Here is a 16,638-nt window from a genome sequence, read left to right on the forward strand (position 1 = left end):
GCCTGCTTGAGCTGCTCCAGCGGCATGACCTGCGCCGGCAGGAACAGGTTGAAGCCGTATTCGCCGGCCAGGTCGAAGGTGTCCGGGCTGAAGGCCGAGACGAACGTGGGCAAGGTCGGTTTTTGCACCGGCTTGGGCACCACTTTGACACTGTCGATGGTGTTGAACTTGCCCTTGAAGCTGAATTCTTCCTCGGTCCAGGCAAGGCGAATGATGTCCAGGTGCTCGCGAAACAGCGCCTTGCTCTGGTCGATATCGATATTGAAGTGGTCATAGATACCGGTCATCGGGTGGCCGCGGCCGATGCCCCAGTCGACGCGGCCGTTGGACAGGATGTCCAGCGTGGCAAGTTCCTCGGCGAGGCGCAGCGGCTGGTTGATCGGCAGCACGGAAATGCCCATCCCCAGCCGGATGCGTTTGGTGACCTGGCTGGCGGCGGCGGCCAGCAGCAGTGGTGCCGGCAGCACCGAATAGGCGCGCTGGAAGTGCAACTCGGCCAGCCACAGGCAGTCGTAGCCCAATTCGTCGGCCAGACGAAACTGGTCAAGGTGCTCCTGATACAGCACGTTGTCGCTGCGGTCCGAGGCGCCCTGCATTTCGTAGAAATAGCCAAATTTCATAAGTAGTCTCCGGGGGATGGAACGGAATGGTATGCCGAGGTGGAAGCTTCTTGACTTGGCGACGATGGCGGGGCGACTATGGCGCAGTTACTGACCGAACGTTCCGTGGGCCGCCATTCAAACACCGCCGAATGAGCCCTGTCCACTACTCGAAGCTGGGAGATTTGCCATGAATCAGCAGGACATTGTCGATCGTATTGCCGAGCGTTGCGTGGAAACTGCCCTGACCTGGCCGTGGTTGCATGCCAAGATGACGGTCGGCATGGCCCGCGCGTGGATGATCCAGCATTCAATCCGCAATCGGCAGTTCAGCGCCAGCTATCGGCCGGCCTGGATGAGCCGCTGCCCGGACCAGGCCGTGGTGCGCAAGACCATCGGCCAGATGCTGGAAGAACTGGTCTACGACGAGAACCTCAAGGCGCCGCATACCAAAATTCTGTTCGAGATGGCCCGCACGCTGGGCGTCACCGACAAGGAGCTGAACGAAGCCAAGCCCAATCCCAAGACCGATATCTGGCATCAGGTGACCGAGAATCTGTGCCGCAATCGGCACTGGATCATCGGCTGGCTGTCTACCTCGCTGGAAGAATTCGTGCTCACGGCCATCAACCGCGAAACCAACATCAGCGCCGACAAGTGGCAGAAGGATCTGGGTCTCACCGACGAGCAGTTGTTCTTCTTCCGTTACCACGAGAAAGCCGACCTGGAACACGCGGGCAAGGTGGTGTGGGCGCCGATCAAGCGTCACGTGACCACGCCCGAGCTGGCGGCCGACGTGTTGGCCGGCCTCGATACGGCGCTGGAGGCCTCGCGCATCTTCTACGAGGGCGTGATGGACTTGGCTGCCGAGCTTGATGCCCAGGGCGTCAAGCTGCCGACTGCCGCCTGACCGGTGATCTGTCCCGCTGTTTAAAGGAGTTCATCGCAATGAATGCGAACACCCAGTTTGTCCAGGATCTGGTCACCTTCCCGGCCAAGGCGAATGCCGTTCCGAAGACGCTCTACGAGAGCGCTGAGATCTATCAGCTGGAACTGGAACGCCTGTTCTATGGGCCGCACTGGCACCCGGTGGCGCATACCGGGGAAATTCGCGAGTCGGGGGACTACAAGACGTTCTATATTGGCGAGGTGCCGATCCTGATCACCCGCCTGGCGGACGGCGGCGTGGGCGTGTTCCACAATGCCTGCGCGCACCGCGGGACCATGCTGGTGCCAGAGGTCCGCGGCAACGCGGCCGAGTTCCAGTGTCCCTACCACCGCTGGCTGTACGACAACGGTGGCAACCTGCGTGGCGTGCCGGGTGACGACGACTTTCCAGAGGACTTCTGCAAGGCCGATTTCGGCCTGCGCAAGATTCGTTTCGAAATCTTTGCCGGTCTGATATTTGCCACTCTGGACGACAACGCCGCGCCGCTGTCGGAGCAGCTCGGGGAGATCGCCGAGCCGCTGCGTGAATCCCTCGGTGGCGACGGCCGGCTCAAACTCCTGGGCTACCAGAAGGTCATGTACAACGCCAACTGGAAAACCTACCGCGATCAGGACGGTTATCACCCGCCGTTGCTGCATGCGGCGTTCAAGCTGCTCAACTGGCAGGGTGGCAAGGGCGTCTGCACGGTGGCCGACAATGGTCTTATCGCATTGGTGTCGCAACTTGCCGCCGCCAAGAACAGCGACTTTCTGAAAGACCCGAGCCTGGTGGAATTCAGGGGTGTGGATCCGAGCAAGGGCTCCTATGTGGTGTGTCCGTCGCTGATATCGTTCGGCACCAAGCATCTGGACATGTTCAATTTCCGCTTTGGCATGCCGCGCGGTCCGTTCAAGACCGAGGTGCACTGGGCATACTTCTGTCACGAGGACGACGACGAGGAAATGGCCAATCACCGCCTGCGCCAGTCCTCGAACCTGCTCGGGCCGTCGGGGTTGGTCAGCCTGGAAGACGCGGCGGTGTTCAGCCGGATCCAGAACGCGCTCAAGGCCGGCACCGAGAACGCGTTTTTCCTCAAGGGCGTGCGCAAGGATAAAGACCCGTACAAATCGGGTCAGAACGATGAAATCGCCAACATCGTCTGGTGGGAGTGGTACCGCAAGGCCATGGGCTTCAGTCGCGCTGCGGCCTGAAGCTCGCCGACTGCTGGACAAACCTTTTATTGCGGTCCTGCCAGGGCCGGCCGGGTGAAAACAGCCGCAGGTTCGTTTACCGACCTATGAGCGAGCCCGGTCCGGTCCTGCGCATGGCCGCTCCCGTCGAGGAGTACACCGCGTGAGTTACGACTTCGCGCCGTTGGTAAACAATACGTTTCCCGCGGTGAGCCAGCGTTTTGCAGCCATCAATCCGGCGACTGGCGAGACCATCGGCTCGGTACCCGAGTGCGCCGGGCTGGTCGACGAAGCCGTTCGTGGCGCCCTGGCAGCCCAGCGCGAATGGGCACAGGTCCCGGTTTTCCAGCGGGTGGGCCTGATCGGCAAGCTGGCGGCGGTACTGGAACAGCACGGCGAGGAGCTGGCGCAGCTTGATGTTCTGGATACGGGCAGCCCGATTCATGTGATGCGGGCCGACATCCGCGCCTCGGTGGGCATGTTGCGTCATCAGATGGGTCTGGCGCCGCAGGTGTTCGGCCGCTCCGGGGATCGGTTCACCGGCGACAACATCCATTTCACCCTGCCGCAGCCGTTCGGTGTGGTGGCGCGCTTTTGTGCCTTCAACCACCCGTTGATGTTCAGCATCATGCGCATCGCAGCACCCCTGCTGATGGGCAACGCGCTGATCATCAAGCCCTCCGAGCACACCAGCCTGTCGACCCTGCGCATCGGCCAGATTCTGGCCCCGCATATCCCCCCGGGGCTGATCCAGATTCTTACTGGCGGGCGGCCGGTAGGGGAGGCGATCGTCGGCCACAAGGACATCAAGCGCATCACGCTGACCGGTGGCAAGGCGGCGGCGCTGGCTTTCTACCGCATTGCCGCCGAGTCGGGGCACCTGAAGGACTTCACCTTCGAACTCGGTGGCAAGAATCCGATGGTGATTTACCCCGACGCGGACGCCGAGAAGGCGTTCACGTCGGCCGTACACGGCATGAACTTCTACCAGACAGCGGGCCAGAGCTGCGGTTCGACCAGCCGGATATTCATTCACCGTTCGCTGTACGAGCAGGCCAAGACGGCTATCAAGACGGCCTGCGAGGCGATTCGCATCGGCGACCCGCAGGATCCGGAAACACTGATGGCTGGCCTGTCGACGCAGCAGCAGTTCGACAAGACCATGCATTACATCGATCTGTCGAAACAGGAAGGCCTGCCGGTGCTCACCGGTGGTGCGCGCCTGACCGCGCCGCCGTTCGATAAGGGCTTCTATGTCCCGCCGACCGTGTTCTGCGATGTCAGCCGCGAGAACACGCTGTTTCGGGAGGAAGTATTCGGCCCAGTGCTGGCGCTGATCCCGTGGGACGACGAGCAGCAGATGTTGGCGGACATCAATGCGGTGGAATACGGCCTCACCGCCAGCGTGTGGACGTCAAGTCTGGACACCGCCATGGAGTTCGCCCGTCGGGTCGAGGCCGGCACGGTGTGGATCAATGGTTCGTCCAAACATTTCCCGGGCTTTGGCTTCGCCGGTCAGAAAGATTCCGGCCTGGGGCAGGAAGAAACACTCGAAGAGCTGGTGTCCTTCACGCAGCTGAAGGCCGTGCATTACTTCGGTGCCGAAGGTCGTAAAAACGTGGAGATTCGCCTGATATGAAAGCCAAAGCCCTGGTGATGGCGGCTTACAAGGAGCCGTTCGAAGTACGCGAGTTTGAGGTGCCGGACCCGGAGCCGGGCGCCATAACGGTTCGCATTGATCGCGCCACCATCTGCGGTACCGACCATCATGTGCACATGGGCTTGCTGCATCCAGTGTCGAAGACCCCGGCGATTCTTGGCCACGAGATGGTGGGCGTGATCGAAAAACTCGGCGCCGGGCGGGACTGCGACGTCGCCGGAGCGCCCCTGGCCAAGGGCGACCGGGTGATCTGGGCCTACGCTTATTGCGGCAAGTGCTATTACTGCGTGGTGGCGCACCAGCCGACGCTGTGCACCAATTTCACGCCCTACGGTTACGCCGACTGCGGCAAGCATCCCCACCTGTTGGGTGGCTTCGCACAGTACGCCTACATCCTGCCGGCCTGTCATGTGGTCAAGGTGCCGGACGAGGTGCCCAGCCATTGGGCCTCATCGGCCAGTTGCGCATTGCGCACCATCATGCATGCCACTGCCCGCGCCGGCGGCATCCGGCCGACCGAGACGGTATTGGTGCAGGGGAGCGGCCCGGTGGGCCTGTATGGCGTGGCCGCGGCGCGGGCCTTTGGTGCTCGACGGGTTGTCTGCTTTGGCGCGCCGGATAGCCGCCTGGGAGTGGCGACCGCGTTCGGTGCCGATGCCGTGTGCAATATCGAAACCACCGACCCCAAGCAGCGCGCGGAGCTGGTGCGCAGCCTCACTGAAGGTCGTGGTGCCGATCTGGTGTTCGAGTGCTCGGGCTCGCACCACGCGCTGGAGGAGGCTATCGGCATTACCCGCATGGGCGGGCGCATCGTGGTCATCGGCGCCGGTGATCCGCAGCCGGCGCAGATTCCCGGCATGGCGTTTGTCATGAAGCAGATCAGCGTCCATGGCATCCGCTCGGCGGGAATAGAGTATTACCGCGAGGCGCTGGCCTTTCTGGCGACGCAGAAGGACCGTTTCCCGTTCGAGCGACTGTTCGGCGATACCTACAGTCTGGCTGAAATCCCGCAGGCCATGGAACGCATGCACCGGCTGGAAGAAATCAAGCCGGTGGTCGATCCGTTCAAATAGAAGAACAAGAAAATCCAACGCGCGCTCACGGCGCGGCCAGCGATTTACTTGGCGGTCTTGAGTTCCTGCGCTACCAACTGGTCCAGCGCTTCGAACATGCCCGCCTCGCTACCGGCGCTGGTACCGTCGACGCGGAATTTGCCGTTGACGATGAAGGTGGGCACGCCCTCCAGGCCATAGGCGCGGGTCATCTGGTTGGCGCGCCCGGTCTGACTGTCTACCCCAAACGAGTGATACGCGTCGGCGAATTTCTCGCGCGGCACGCCGTGGGTAGCGAAAAACTCGGTCAGGCTGGTCTCGTCGTTCAGGTTCTTGCGGTCGGTATGGATGGCCTCGAACAGCGCGCGGTGCACGTCTTCGCCCAAGCCCAGTTGTTGCATTGCGTAATAGGCACGTCCCAGCACTGCCCAGTTGGTGTTGAAAATTGCCGGTACCCGTACGAACTGCACCTCGGCCGGTTGCCGCTTGCGCCATTCGGCCACAGCTGGCTCGGCGTAATAGCAATGCGGACAGCCATACCAGAAGAATTCGATCACTTCGATCTTGGCCGGGTCTTGAGTTGGCTGTGGTTTGGCCAACTCGACCCAGGGCGCGGCATTGGCCCCCAGAGCGGTCAGCAACAGCGCCAGTGGCCAAATCAGGGAGCGAATGCGCATCGATAAAGCTCCTCGCGAGCGGCCTCAGTGCAGGCCGGAGACATATTTGGATACGGCGTCGATATCCGTTTTGCTCATGCGCGCGGCAATATCCCGCATGATGCCGTTGACGTCAGTGTCGCGCTCGCCGCTGGCGTACAGGCCGAGTTGCTTGGCGATGTATTCCGGGTGCTGGCCGCCGAGGGCAGGCCACCCGGCCGGGGCATTGCCCAAGCCCTGTGGGCCATGGCAGGCCATGCAAGCGGGCACGCCCGCTTTGGCGTTGCCCGCCCGGTAGATTTCGCCGCCAGATTTGACGACCTCATCGGGCACGCTGCCGTGCTTGACCTCTTGTTTGCTGTAGAAGGCGGCAAGGTCAGCGATGTCCTGATCGCTGAGGCTCGCGGCCATCGGTGACATGATCGGATCCTTGCGCTGGCCGTCGCGCATGGCCTTCAGTTGGGTTTCGGCGTAGCTGCTATGCTGACCGGCGATATTGGGATACATGCCCACCACGCTGTTGCCGTCGCTGCTGTGACAAGCCTGGCACGGGGCTGATTTTTCCTGTCCGGCTTCAGCATTACCTGCCGCCTGCGCGGCGCTTGCCAAGGTAAGGCAGGCAGCCACCATGATCCACTTGCAGCCTCGCATCCACAGACTCCCGTTTCGATTTTGAATGGACATATTGGGGTTGTTGCGCCCGGTGCCACGGCAGTGGGCGCAAACGGCGCAGTATTCTACCAGCATGTCATCAGGCGTCTGAGGCCGGGTGCGGCGGGCGCGTCGACTTGCGATTGTTCTGTTTCCGCCGGCACCGCCCCGGCATCTGCATCCGGACCATTCATGAATGACTCGGTTCCCAATCCCCTGCACGGCGCTGTGTTCTGGCGCGCCGCGGTGGCGCTTGACCATCTGCCGCCCGACGAGGGCACCGAGGTGGCGTTTGCCGGTCGCTCGAACGCCGGCAAATCGAGTGCCTTGAATACTCTGGTTGGGCATCGCGGCCTGGCGCGGGTGAGCAAAACGCCGGGGCGCACGCAGGAGCTGCTGTTTTTTCAGCTGGACGACCGCCGCCGTCTGGTGGACCTGCCGGGGTATGGTTACGCCGCAACCTCGGCGGCCCGCCGCCGCGATTGGGGCCAGGTGATCCCGGCATACTTCGAACAACGCCAAAGCCTGCGCGGCCTGTTGTTGTTCATGGACATCCGACACCCGTTGCAGGTCGGTGACCGCCAGTTAATCGCCACAGCGAACGCGTTGGCTGTGCCTGTGCAGCCGGTGCTGACCAAGTCCGACAAACTCGGTCGCGGCGCCGCGAAGGCGGCGCTACTGAAGGTGCAGCGCGATCTGGCGGTGTTCGATGCGGTGCTTGAACCGCTGCTGCTGTCGAACCTGAGCGGGGCCGGAGCGGTTCAAGTGCGTGCGCGTGTGGCGGCCTGGCTGGCCGAAGGCGACTGACGGCCGCGCCAGGTTATGGTTGGCGGAGCAACGGGGCGATTCGGTATCAAAGCGTGCGCAGGTGTTCCAGCACGGCAGCCGCGTGACCTTTGGCCTTAACTTTGCGCCAGGCCTCGCGCAGCACCCCGGATGCGTCGATCAGGAAGGTGCTGCGCTCGACACCCATCACCTTGCGTCCGTACATATTCTTTTCGCGGATCACGTCGTACTGACGGCAGACGATCTCGTCGGTATCGGCCAGCAGATCAAAGCCGAGGCCGAATTTCGCACGAAACCGGTCGTGGCTGGCCGTGCTGTCGCGGCTGACGCCCAGGATCACCGCGCCGAGCTTGGCAAAATCGCCGGAAAGCCTCTGAAAATCCTGACTTTCAAGAGTGCAACCGGGGGTGCTGTCCTTAGGATAAAAATACAGCACTATCGATTTGCCGCGTAGCGCGCCGAGGCTGACGATCCTGTCGCCGCTGGCCGGCAGGCTGAAGTCGGGCGCCGGGGCGCCGATCTTTGGTTCTGGCATGCGCAGTATTCCGTGCGGTAGGGCGTGGCGCGCAGCGGCGCGCGGCTTGTCAGGGAGGCGAGGGGGTCAGTAACATAGCCGCCTTTCCCAGCTGGACTTTTACATGATCCACGGCAGCGTCGTCGCCCTGGTCACCCCGATGACTGCGTCCGGGGCGATAGATTACGCCGCCCTCGCACGGCTGGTCGAATACCACGTCAGCTCCGGAACCCACGGCATCGTGGCGGTCGGCACGACCGGCGAGTCCCCCACGCTGGATATGGACGAGCACGTTGGCGTCATTGCCGAGGTGGTGCGCCGGGTGGACGGGCGCCTGCCGGTGATCGGCGGCACGGGTGCCAATTCCACCAGCGAAGCGATTGAGTTGACGCGCGCCGCGGCCGACGTCGGGGTCGATGCCTGCCTGCTGGTGACGCCGTACTACAACAAGCCGACGCAGGAAGGTTTATACCGGCACTTCCTGGCCATTGCCGAGGCGGCTCCGATTCCGAACATCCTGTATAACGTGCCGGGTAGAACGGCGTGCGATCTTCTCACCGAAACCACGCTGCGGTTGGCACTGGTGCCCAACATTATCGGGCTGAAGGACGCCACTGGCAGCCTGGAGCGCGCGACCGAGCTTCTGTCCCGCTGCCCAGCAGATTTTTGGTTGTTCAGTGGTGAGGATGCGGTGGCGGCGGAGCTCATGCTAAGGGGTTATCGGGGTGTGATTTCGGTGACGGCCAACGTTGCGCCCAAGGCCATGGCCGAGATGTGCGAAGCGGCTTTGGCCGGTCGCCGCGAGGAGGCGCTGGCACTCGATGCACCGTTACAGGCCCTGCACCGGGATCTTTTTGTCGAAGGCAACCCGATTCCCGTGAAGTGGGCGCTTGCCGAACTCGGCCTGATCGAGGCAGGTATACGCCTGCCACTGACTCCCCTGTCGGCAGCCCATCACGCTACTTTGCATGCCGCTTTGCGGCAGGCGTCCCTACTGTGACTCACCGAGGCATCATGCAGCGACTTACTTTCAGGCAGCACGCTCCGCTTTTTCTGGCTCTGGTTTTTGCGTTGCCGCAGCTGAGCGGTTGTGGTGCCCTGGGAGGGCTGCTTGGACACGACCCGCAGGAAAAACAGTATCGCGAGGCTGAATCACTTCCGCCGCTCGAAGTTCCGCCTGACCTGACGGGCATCGCTGATTCGAATGCGTTGGTGGTGCCGGGCATAGACGACGGCAGTGTCACGCAGGGCCTGGGCACCGAGGGTGAGGGCGGACTGTTCACCTCGCCGCCCCCGGAGCATATGGACGTAGATGCTGGCCCCGCCGGTCCGCGCATTGAGCGCGGTGCTGAAGGTGTCCCGCGGCTAGTGGTGACCGAAGACTTCTCCCGCGCCTGGCGTACCGTGGGCAAGGCTTTGGAAGCCGCTGAAATGACGGTTGACGACCGCGATCGTTCGCGTGGCCTGTATTTCGTCGACTACAAGCATCGCCAGTTGCGTGGTCGTGTTGCCCGTACCTTGATGTTCTGGGGCGACAAGGAGAGCAACCGCAAGCAGCGTCTGCTGGTGCTGTTGCAGTCCGACGGTGAGCACACCAACGTACTGGTGTTCGACGAAAAGGAAAAACTGGTTACGGCACTACTCGCCGAAGAGGTCCTGCGCAAGATTCAGCAGAACCTCGATTGATTTGAAGGCGGGCGTGCGCTTCGCCTCACTGGGCAGCGGCAGCCGTGGCAACGCCACCGTGGTGCAGGCCGGCAGCACCACGCTGCTGATCGACTGTGGATTTGGAGTCGCGGAAACGCGCCGGCGCCTTGGGCGGCTGGGAATGGACCTGTCGGAGTTGACCGCGATCCTGCTCACGCATGAGCATGCCGACCACGTCGCCGGCGTAGGCGCTGTGGCGCGCGCCGGACGCGTGCCGGTTTGGGCCACACCCGGCACCTTGGCCGCGCTGGCGCCGCAGGTGGGCGTACTTCCGGAGGTTCGCTACATCAATTGCCACGCACCGTGGCAAATCGACGGGCTGGCCATTACGCCGTTTCCAGTGCCCCACGACGGGCGCGAGAGCTGCCAGTACCTGCTGTCCGATGGCTCGGCGCGCTTCGCGGCGGTGACCGACCTGGGCCATACCACCGCCCATATGCGGACCGTGTTGGCGGGCTGTGATGGGTTGCTGTTCGAGTGCAATCACGACCGCGACCTGTTGCTGGGCGGTCATTATCCCGCTGCGCTCAAGCGCCGGGTGGATGGCGATTTTGGACACCTGAGCAACGCCGCCGCAGCACAGTTCATCGCCAGCCTTGACTGCGGGCGCCTCAAGCATTTCGCGGCCGCGCACTTGAGCGAGCAGAATAATCGACCGGAACTGGCCCGCGCAGCCATGGCCGATGCCCTGGGTTGCACCGCTGACTGGATTGCGGTGGCCGATCAGGATGCTGGGCTCGGCTGGTGCGATCTCGCCTGAGCGCCTGACTTTGAAGCGATTATTACGGAACCGAGCATGACCGACCCGCGGGGCACAGAGCTGTATCGAGGCAAGGCCAAGACGGTGTACACCACCGACGCCGCCGATGTCCTGTTGATGCATTATCGAAACGACACCTCGGCGTTTGACGGCGAGAAGAAAGCGGCGCTGGTTCGCAAAGGCCTGGTCAACAACCACATCAACGCCTTCGTCATGAGCCGGCTACAGCAGGCCGGAGTGCCCACGCATTTCCTGCGCCTGGCAGGACCCCAGGACAGTCTGGTACGCCGCCTGGACATGGTGCCGGTGGAGTGCGTGGTTCGAAACGTCACCGCCGGTAGCGTGTGTCGGCGCCTGGGCGTGGCCGAGGGGCTGCCGCTTGACCCCGCGCTGTTCGAGTTCTTCCTCAAGAACGACGCCCTGCACGATCCGATGGTGAACGACGATCACGTACTCGCCTTCGGCTGGGCCACCGCGGCAGAAATGGCCCGCATGCGCGAGCTCAGCTTCAAGGTCAACGGCGTGCTCAAGGGCTTGTTCGCCGCCGCGGGCATCACCCTGGTTGACTACAAGCTCGAATTCGGCCGCCTCGACGGTGAACTGCTACTGGGCGATGAATTCACCCCGGATGGTTGCCGGCTGTGGGACGCCAGTAGCGGTGAGCGGCTCGACAAAGACCGTTTCCGGCGCGATCTGGGTGGCGTGGTCGAGGCCTACGAGGAGGTGGCTCGCCGGATCGGGGTAGATCTGCCAGCGGGAGAGTAGCCGGGTGGGGCAAGTGCTGTATCTGGTGGGCGAACCGGCGCTGGGCGAGTTTCGCCTGTCACGCCTTAGCGGAGGTTTGCGGGCGGCGGTGCCGGGCCTGACCGAGGTACGGGCGGACCAGGTGTATCTGGCGCAGGTCAGCGCTGATACGGATATGGATCGCCTCGCGGCCCTGGTGCAAGGTCGACCTGAGCCGCTACAGCTGGCAGCCGGCGAACTGCTGGCCTTGCCGCGCCCCGGTACCCTGACGCCCTGGTCCAGTAAGGCGACCGATATCGCTGCCGTCTGCGGCGTGAACGGCGTATTGCGACTTGAGCGCGGTGTGCGCTATCGGCTCGGTCCCGCGCAGCTACAGCCGACCGCCCAGCAGCTGGCGGTTGCGGCGCCGCTGCTGCACGATCGCATGACCCAGATTCTGACCACCGATGCGGCGCTCGCCGGGCGGCTTTTCGACGCAGCGCCTGCCGCGGCGTTCTCCAGCGTGGATATGCTTGGACTCGGCCGGGTGGCGCTTGAACAGGCCAATCGTGAGCAGGGCCTGGCCCTGTCGGCCGATGAACTGGATTATCTCGAACGCTGGTTTGTGCGTCTGCGCCGCAACCCCACTGACGTCGAGTTGATGATGTTCGCGCAGGTCAACTCCGAACACTGCCGGCACAAGATATTCAACGCCGAGTGGATCGTCGACGGCGTGGCGCAGGAACACAGCCTGTTCGACATGATCCGCCATACCCATCGTTGCAGTCCGCGGCGCACGCTGGTTGCCTACAGTGACAACGCGGCCGTGATTGAAGGCCACCGGGCACAACTGCTGGTGATCGATGCGGCCAGTGGCGAATACAGGCCCTTGTCGACCATTGCCCACATCCTGACCAAGGTCGAGACGCACAATCATCCGACGGCGATCGCGCCGTTTCCCGGTGCCGCCACGGGTGCCGGTGGCGAAATCCGCGACGAGGCGGCCACCGGTCGCGGCGCGTTCACCAAGGCTGGCTTGTGCGGTTTCATGGTGTCCAACTTGCATTTGCCGGGCCTGCCCCAGCCGTGGGAGCAGCCCTACGGCAAGCCGGATCGTATCGCCAGTGCGCTGGACATCATGATTGACGGCCCGCTTGGCGCGGCTGCCTTCAATAATGAGTTTGGCCGGCCGAATCTGACCGGGTTCTTCCGAACCTACGAGCAGATGGTCGGCGGGCGCGTTCGCGGTTACCACAAGCCGATCATGATCGCCGGCGGCATGGGCAATATCACGCCCCAGCAGGTTCACAAGAAAGAAGAATTCGCGGTCGGGAATCTGGTAGTGCAGTTGGGTGGGCCCGGCATGCGCATTGGCCTGGGTGGTGGCGCTGCTTCGTCGCTGGGCGGCGGCGACAACACGGCGGAGCTTGATTTCAACTCCGTGCAGCGGGGCAATCCGGAGATGCAGCGCCGGGCCCAGGAAGTGATTGACCGCTGTTGGCAACTGGGCACTGATAACCCGATCCTGAGCATCCACGACGTCGGCGCCGGCGGGCTCTCGAACGCGGTGCCGGAAATCGTGGCCGCGGTCAGGCGCGGCACCCTGATTGACCTCGGTGCAGTGCCAACGGCTGACCCCAGCCTGTCGCCACTCGAACTGTGGTGCAACGAAGCGCAGGAACGTTACGTGCTGGTTATCGGCGCCAGCGACCGCAAGCGTTTTGCCGACATCTGTGCCCGGGAGCGGTGCCCGTTTTCCGTGCTGGGCGAAGTGACTGACGACGGCCACCTGCGAGTGAGCGATCCCGCCCGCGGCAACACGCCGATCGACGTGGAACTGGCGGCTATTCTCGGTCAGGGTGCCGAGCCGCCCGACCGGTCCAACGGCGGCGCCGTCGATGGCCATGGTCGGCTTCCACGCCTGCTGCGCGACGTGCGCTCGTCGCCGCCGACCCCGCAGCGCTTCGATCTTGACGCGGTCGACCTTGCCCAAGCCGCGCGAAGCGTACTGCAACTGCCGTCGGTGGCCGACAAGCGTTTCCTCATCAACATCGGTGACCGATCGGTAGGCGGACGGGTGTGCCGGGACCAACTGGTGGGTCCGTGGCAGGTGGCGGTCGCCGACGTGGCGGTGACCGCCAGCGATTTCGTTGGCTACACCGGCGAGGCCATGGCCCTGGGTGAGCGCACGCCGGTAGCGTTGCTGGACTCCTCCGCTGCCGCGCGCCTGGCGGTGGGGGAGGCGATCACCAATATTGTCGCCGCCGACGTAGCCGATCTCGGTGCCGTCAAGTTGTCCGCCAACTGGATGGCTGCCGCCGGCGAGCCGGGCGAGGACGCCGCGCTGTACGCAGCAGTACGGGCGGTGGGCATGGAGCTGTGCCCGGCGCTGGGCATCGCCATCCCGGTGGGCAAGGACTCGCTGTCCATGAAGACCACCTGGCGCGCCCAGGATGGCAGCGCGCGGGCGGTGGTGTCGCCGGTGTCCCTCGTCGTCACCGCGTTTGCCGCCGTGACGGATGTGCGACGCACCCTCACGCCGCAACTGCGCCTGGACGCAGGGGACAGCCGCCTGTTGCTGATTGATGTTGGCGCCGGCCGCGGTCGGCTGGGTGGGTCCGCACTGGCTCAGGTACTTTCCGCCACCGGCAGCACGCCCCCGGATCTTGACCACCCGGAACTGCTCGCCGGGTTATTCCGTTTCGTGCGCGAGGCGGCTGCCAGCGATCTGCTCCTGGCCTACCACGACCGCTCCGATGGCGGTTTGCTGGCGACCGTGTGCGAGATGGCCTTCGCGGGACATTGCGGCCTGGATATTGACCTGGATGGGGCCGGCAGCCATCCGCTGCGCGCCCTGTTCAACGAGGAACTGGGGGCCGTGGTCCAGGTGCGTGCCACCGACCTGGCGCGGGTGAATGATCTTCTGGGTGCCTGTGGGATTCGCGACCTGGCCTTCGACCTCGGCACCCCACGGGGGGATGGCGAAATCGCCTTCCGCTTCGGCGGCCAGACGGTGTTCGCCGCCAGTCGTGTGCAGCTGCATCGAACGTGGTCCGCGACCTCGCATCAGATCGCCCGCCTGCGTGATGATCCGGCCTGCGCCGACGAGGAATATGACGCCCTGCTGGACGTCGCCAATCCGGGGCTTTCGGCGCGGGTCAGCTTCCGTATGACGCCAACGCCCAGCGACCGTGCCAAGCCCCGGGTGGCCATCCTGCGCGAGCAGGGCGTTAACGGTCATCTGGAAATGGCTGCCGCCTTTGCCGAGGCTGGCTTCACCCCGGTCGACGTGCACATGAGCGACGTTCTCGGCGGCCGGGTATCGCTGACCGAGTTCCGCGTGCTGGCCGCGTGTGGTGGCTTTTCCTACGGCGACGTTCTTGGCGCTGGCCGTGGCTGGGCCGAATCGATACTGGGTAACCCCCGTGCGCGTGACCAGTTCGAGGCGTTCTTCGAGCGCCCGGATACTCTGACGCTGGGCGTGTGCAACGGGTGCCAGATGCTGTCGCGGCTCACCGCGCTGATACCCGGCAGCGAGCACTGGCCGCGTTTCGTACCTAACCGCTCGCAGCAGTTCGAGGCGCGCCTTGCCTTGGTGGAGGTGTTGGAAAGCAACAGCGTCTGGCTGCGTAGCATGGCGGGCTCACGGCTGCCCATCGTGGTGGCCCACGGCGAGGGGCAGGCGCAGTTCGCCGCTGAAGCCACAATGCTGGCCACGCTGCGCTACGTGGATGGTCGCGGTCAGGTGGCCGAGCGCTATCCCGACAATCCGAATGGTTCCGCGGGCGGCAGCACCGGTTTTTCCAGCGCCGACGGCCGGGTTGCAATCATGATGCCGCACCCGGAGCGGCTGTTCCGCACCGTGCAACACTCCTGGGCTCCGCCTGGCTGGAGCGAGCACGACGCACCCTGGCGGCAACTGTTTGCAAACGCCCGCGAGTGGTTGGCGCAGGACTGAAAGTCGGTGGCTTACTGTCAGTGTCATGCGGAAGGCTGTTCTTGCATTATTGGTCGAAACCCACGCCACAATCTGTCAATCCAGATCAGTTTCTGGCGACGTGCTGATTAAATCAGCGGATATCCCAACCAACGATTTATTGTTCAGTGGCGGGTTGTTGAAGGTTTCTGCGCGGCAGCATGGCCTATCCCGCCACCTTGTGAAACTTTTCCGGACCATGCACAAGGGGTCGCCGAAGCAGTCCGTTTCTCGCGTACTAAGGTGAAAGACCAGCCCTCAATTATTTATGATTAACATAGCTTTAATCTTGGCTATCGGATTAATTTGTCATGTATTCAGGCGGCGGTTGAGTAAGCCATGTTTTGAGGGTCTGGCGCGGGCAGGAAGGTGGTCTAGAATCTGGTGTCACTCAGTTAGATCGCCCTGATTCACCCAAGCCAGCATGCCGGTTTTTCCCATGTAGCGCGTCAACGGCTTCCCGTCGAGAAGGTATTCGACGGCCAGAGCTTGGATAAATGCCTGGGTCGGCCGACGTGGAGAGCCGTAGCAGAAAGGTATCGACGCATTCGCCGCCGGGAACGCGATAGTCTCAGGTCCGGTGTCCATGGGGAAGCGGTTGGCCCGCTTCATCTCAAGTAATGATTGGTCCAATTTCAGGGTTGGAAAACCGATAAGCCTTTTCTCAGATCGCGGGTTGCATTAGCTCGCCAAAATAACCTATTAACCAAGGCCTATATTTTACCGAAATGATTAATCATGTTACAATGAAAACCCTATATTCACGCGAGATTTTAATGATGATTGACTGGAAAATTTTATTTGGCGCTGGAGTGACTGTGCTGTTGTTGTCCGGTTGTGCAACGAAACCGACTATCGCCGATGCCATGCGGGATCATGCTGGCAGTTCTCAAGCACGGGCAGACCTTAAGAAAAGTCTTGCAAAGAGTTGGGAGCAGGGTCAAAAGCTTGTGATCACGGGTGAAGCGCGGGTAAAGAGTGGCGAAAGTCGTATCGAATCAGCCGAGAAACAGATAGAGAAAGGCAAGAAAGAGATTGAGAAAGGAAATCAGGAAATCAGCGGTGGCACCAAGGCCATGAGGGATAGTGAGAGTCGTTTCAGGGCGGCTTTTCCTGACGAAACGCTGGAAATGCCGAAGTAAGTGATCGGTGGCGGTGGGATGGGCCCGGCAGGATTGGGCCGATTTTGCCGCCAACGGGCAGTATATTGTCGTGCTGTACTTTTCCTACGTTTTCGGCTCCATGCGCATAAAGAGCGCATCAATGACGCTGTGACCGCTGGGCTGCGTTTGCTCGCCCTTGGCTTGACCGACTTAGAGGACCGACTTATGTTCCGTAAAGCTGTTTTAGGCGCACTCGCTTTTGGGCTCGTCGCCTGTACGCAGGAGACGCAGAATGAAATCGGTCGTGCGGTGCAAAACTGGACCGGCACCGAC

Annotated in this window: 15 protein-coding genes; 11 read left to right on the top strand and 4 right to left on the bottom strand. The window is 62.8% G+C overall.

Annotated features, from left to right (window positions below; genetic code table 11):
• Positions 1–620 (bottom strand): LLM class flavin-dependent oxidoreductase (locus tag ABZF37_RS09725; RefSeq protein WP_372719343.1); only part of this gene is annotated, 620 nt, incomplete at its 3' end.
• Between the two features lie 169 nt (positions 621–789).
• Between ABZF37_RS09725 and ABZF37_RS09730 the strand changes: the two genes are divergently transcribed.
• From ABZF37_RS09730 to ABZF37_RS09745, 4 genes are all read left to right on the top strand, one after another.
• The gene (locus ABZF37_RS09730; protein WP_372719345.1) at positions 790–1,509 is read left to right on the top strand and encodes an iron-containing redox enzyme family protein; all 720 of its coding nucleotides are present in this window, start codon (positions 790–792) and stop codon (positions 1,507–1,509) included.
• Between the two features lie 38 nt (positions 1,510–1,547).
• Positions 1,548–2,738 (top strand): aromatic ring-hydroxylating dioxygenase subunit alpha, encoded by a 1,191-nt coding sequence (locus ABZF37_RS09735; protein WP_372719347.1) that lies wholly within the window; start codon positions 1,548–1,550, stop codon positions 2,736–2,738.
• Between the two features lie 142 nt (positions 2,739–2,880).
• Positions 2,881–4,356: an aldehyde dehydrogenase family protein gene (locus ABZF37_RS09740; protein ID WP_372719349.1), complete on the top strand. Its 1,476-nt coding sequence runs from the start codon at positions 2,881–2,883 to the stop codon at positions 4,354–4,356.
• Positions 4,353–5,450, top strand: coding sequence for a zinc-binding dehydrogenase (locus ABZF37_RS09745; protein ID WP_372719351.1), 1,098 nt, complete (start codon positions 4,353–4,355; stop codon positions 5,448–5,450). Before ABZF37_RS09740 ends, ABZF37_RS09745 begins: the two co-directional genes overlap by 4 nt.
• 44 nt (positions 5,451–5,494) lie before the next feature.
• On the opposite strand, the gene ABZF37_RS09750 is transcribed toward ABZF37_RS09745, so the two are convergent.
• Positions 5,495–6,106 (bottom strand): thiol:disulfide interchange protein DsbA/DsbL, encoded by a 612-nt coding sequence (locus tag ABZF37_RS09750; RefSeq protein ID WP_372719353.1) that lies wholly within the window; start codon positions 6,104–6,106, stop codon positions 5,495–5,497.
• Positions 6,107–6,130: 24 nt separating this feature from the next.
• On the bottom strand, positions 6,131–6,736 hold the full coding sequence (locus ABZF37_RS09755; RefSeq protein ID WP_372719355.1) for a cytochrome c: 606 nt from the start codon (positions 6,734–6,736) through the stop codon (positions 6,131–6,133).
• Between the two features lie 192 nt (positions 6,737–6,928).
• Here ABZF37_RS09755 and yihA point away from each other — a divergent pair, with 192 nt between their 5' ends.
• Complete coding sequence (yihA, locus tag ABZF37_RS09760; RefSeq protein WP_372719357.1) at positions 6,929–7,543, top strand: ribosome biogenesis GTP-binding protein YihA/YsxC; 615 nt, start codon at positions 6,929–6,931, stop codon at positions 7,541–7,543.
• Between the two features lie 46 nt (positions 7,544–7,589).
• Here yihA and ABZF37_RS09765 read toward each other — a convergent pair whose 3' ends face one another.
• Positions 7,590–8,057, bottom strand: coding sequence for a peroxiredoxin (locus tag ABZF37_RS09765; protein ID WP_372719359.1), 468 nt, complete (start codon positions 8,055–8,057; stop codon positions 7,590–7,592).
• 103 nt (positions 8,058–8,160) lie between these two features.
• On the opposite strand from ABZF37_RS09765, the gene dapA reads away from it, so the two are divergent.
• The 6 genes from dapA to ABZF37_RS09795 all read left to right on the top strand — a co-directional run bounded on the left by dapA (position 8,161) and on the right by ABZF37_RS09795 (position 16,344).
• Positions 8,161–9,036, top strand: a complete 876-nt coding sequence (dapA, locus tag ABZF37_RS09770; protein ID WP_372719361.1) for a 4-hydroxy-tetrahydrodipicolinate synthase — start codon at positions 8,161–8,163, stop codon at positions 9,034–9,036.
• Positions 9,037–9,050: 14 nt separating this feature from the next.
• Positions 9,051–9,722 (top strand): outer membrane protein assembly factor BamC, encoded by a 672-nt coding sequence (bamC, locus tag ABZF37_RS09775; protein ID WP_372719363.1) that lies wholly within the window; start codon positions 9,051–9,053, stop codon positions 9,720–9,722.
• A gap of 13 nt (positions 9,723–9,735) precedes the next feature.
• Positions 9,736–10,503, top strand: a complete 768-nt coding sequence (locus tag ABZF37_RS09780; RefSeq protein ID WP_372719365.1) for an MBL fold metallo-hydrolase — start codon at positions 9,736–9,738, stop codon at positions 10,501–10,503.
• 36 nt (positions 10,504–10,539) lie between these two features.
• On the top strand, positions 10,540–11,268 hold the full coding sequence (gene purC, locus ABZF37_RS09785) for a phosphoribosylaminoimidazolesuccinocarboxamide synthase (protein ID WP_372719367.1): 729 nt from the start codon (positions 10,540–10,542) through the stop codon (positions 11,266–11,268).
• Positions 11,269–11,272: 4 nt separating this feature from the next.
• Complete coding sequence (gene purL / locus ABZF37_RS09790) at positions 11,273–15,184, top strand: phosphoribosylformylglycinamidine synthase (RefSeq protein ID WP_372719369.1); 3,912 nt, start codon at positions 11,273–11,275, stop codon at positions 15,182–15,184.
• Positions 15,185–15,948: 764 nt separating this feature from the next.
• Positions 15,949–16,344: a hypothetical protein gene (locus ABZF37_RS09795; RefSeq protein WP_372719371.1), complete on the top strand. Its 396-nt coding sequence runs from the start codon at positions 15,949–15,951 to the stop codon at positions 16,342–16,344.
• Positions 16,345–16,638: the final 294 nt, after the last annotated feature.

The sequence above is a fragment of the Immundisolibacter sp. genome, from assembly GCF_041601295.1.
In the GTDB taxonomy this organism is placed as follows: Bacteria; Pseudomonadota; Gammaproteobacteria; order Immundisolibacterales; family Immundisolibacteraceae; genus Immundisolibacter.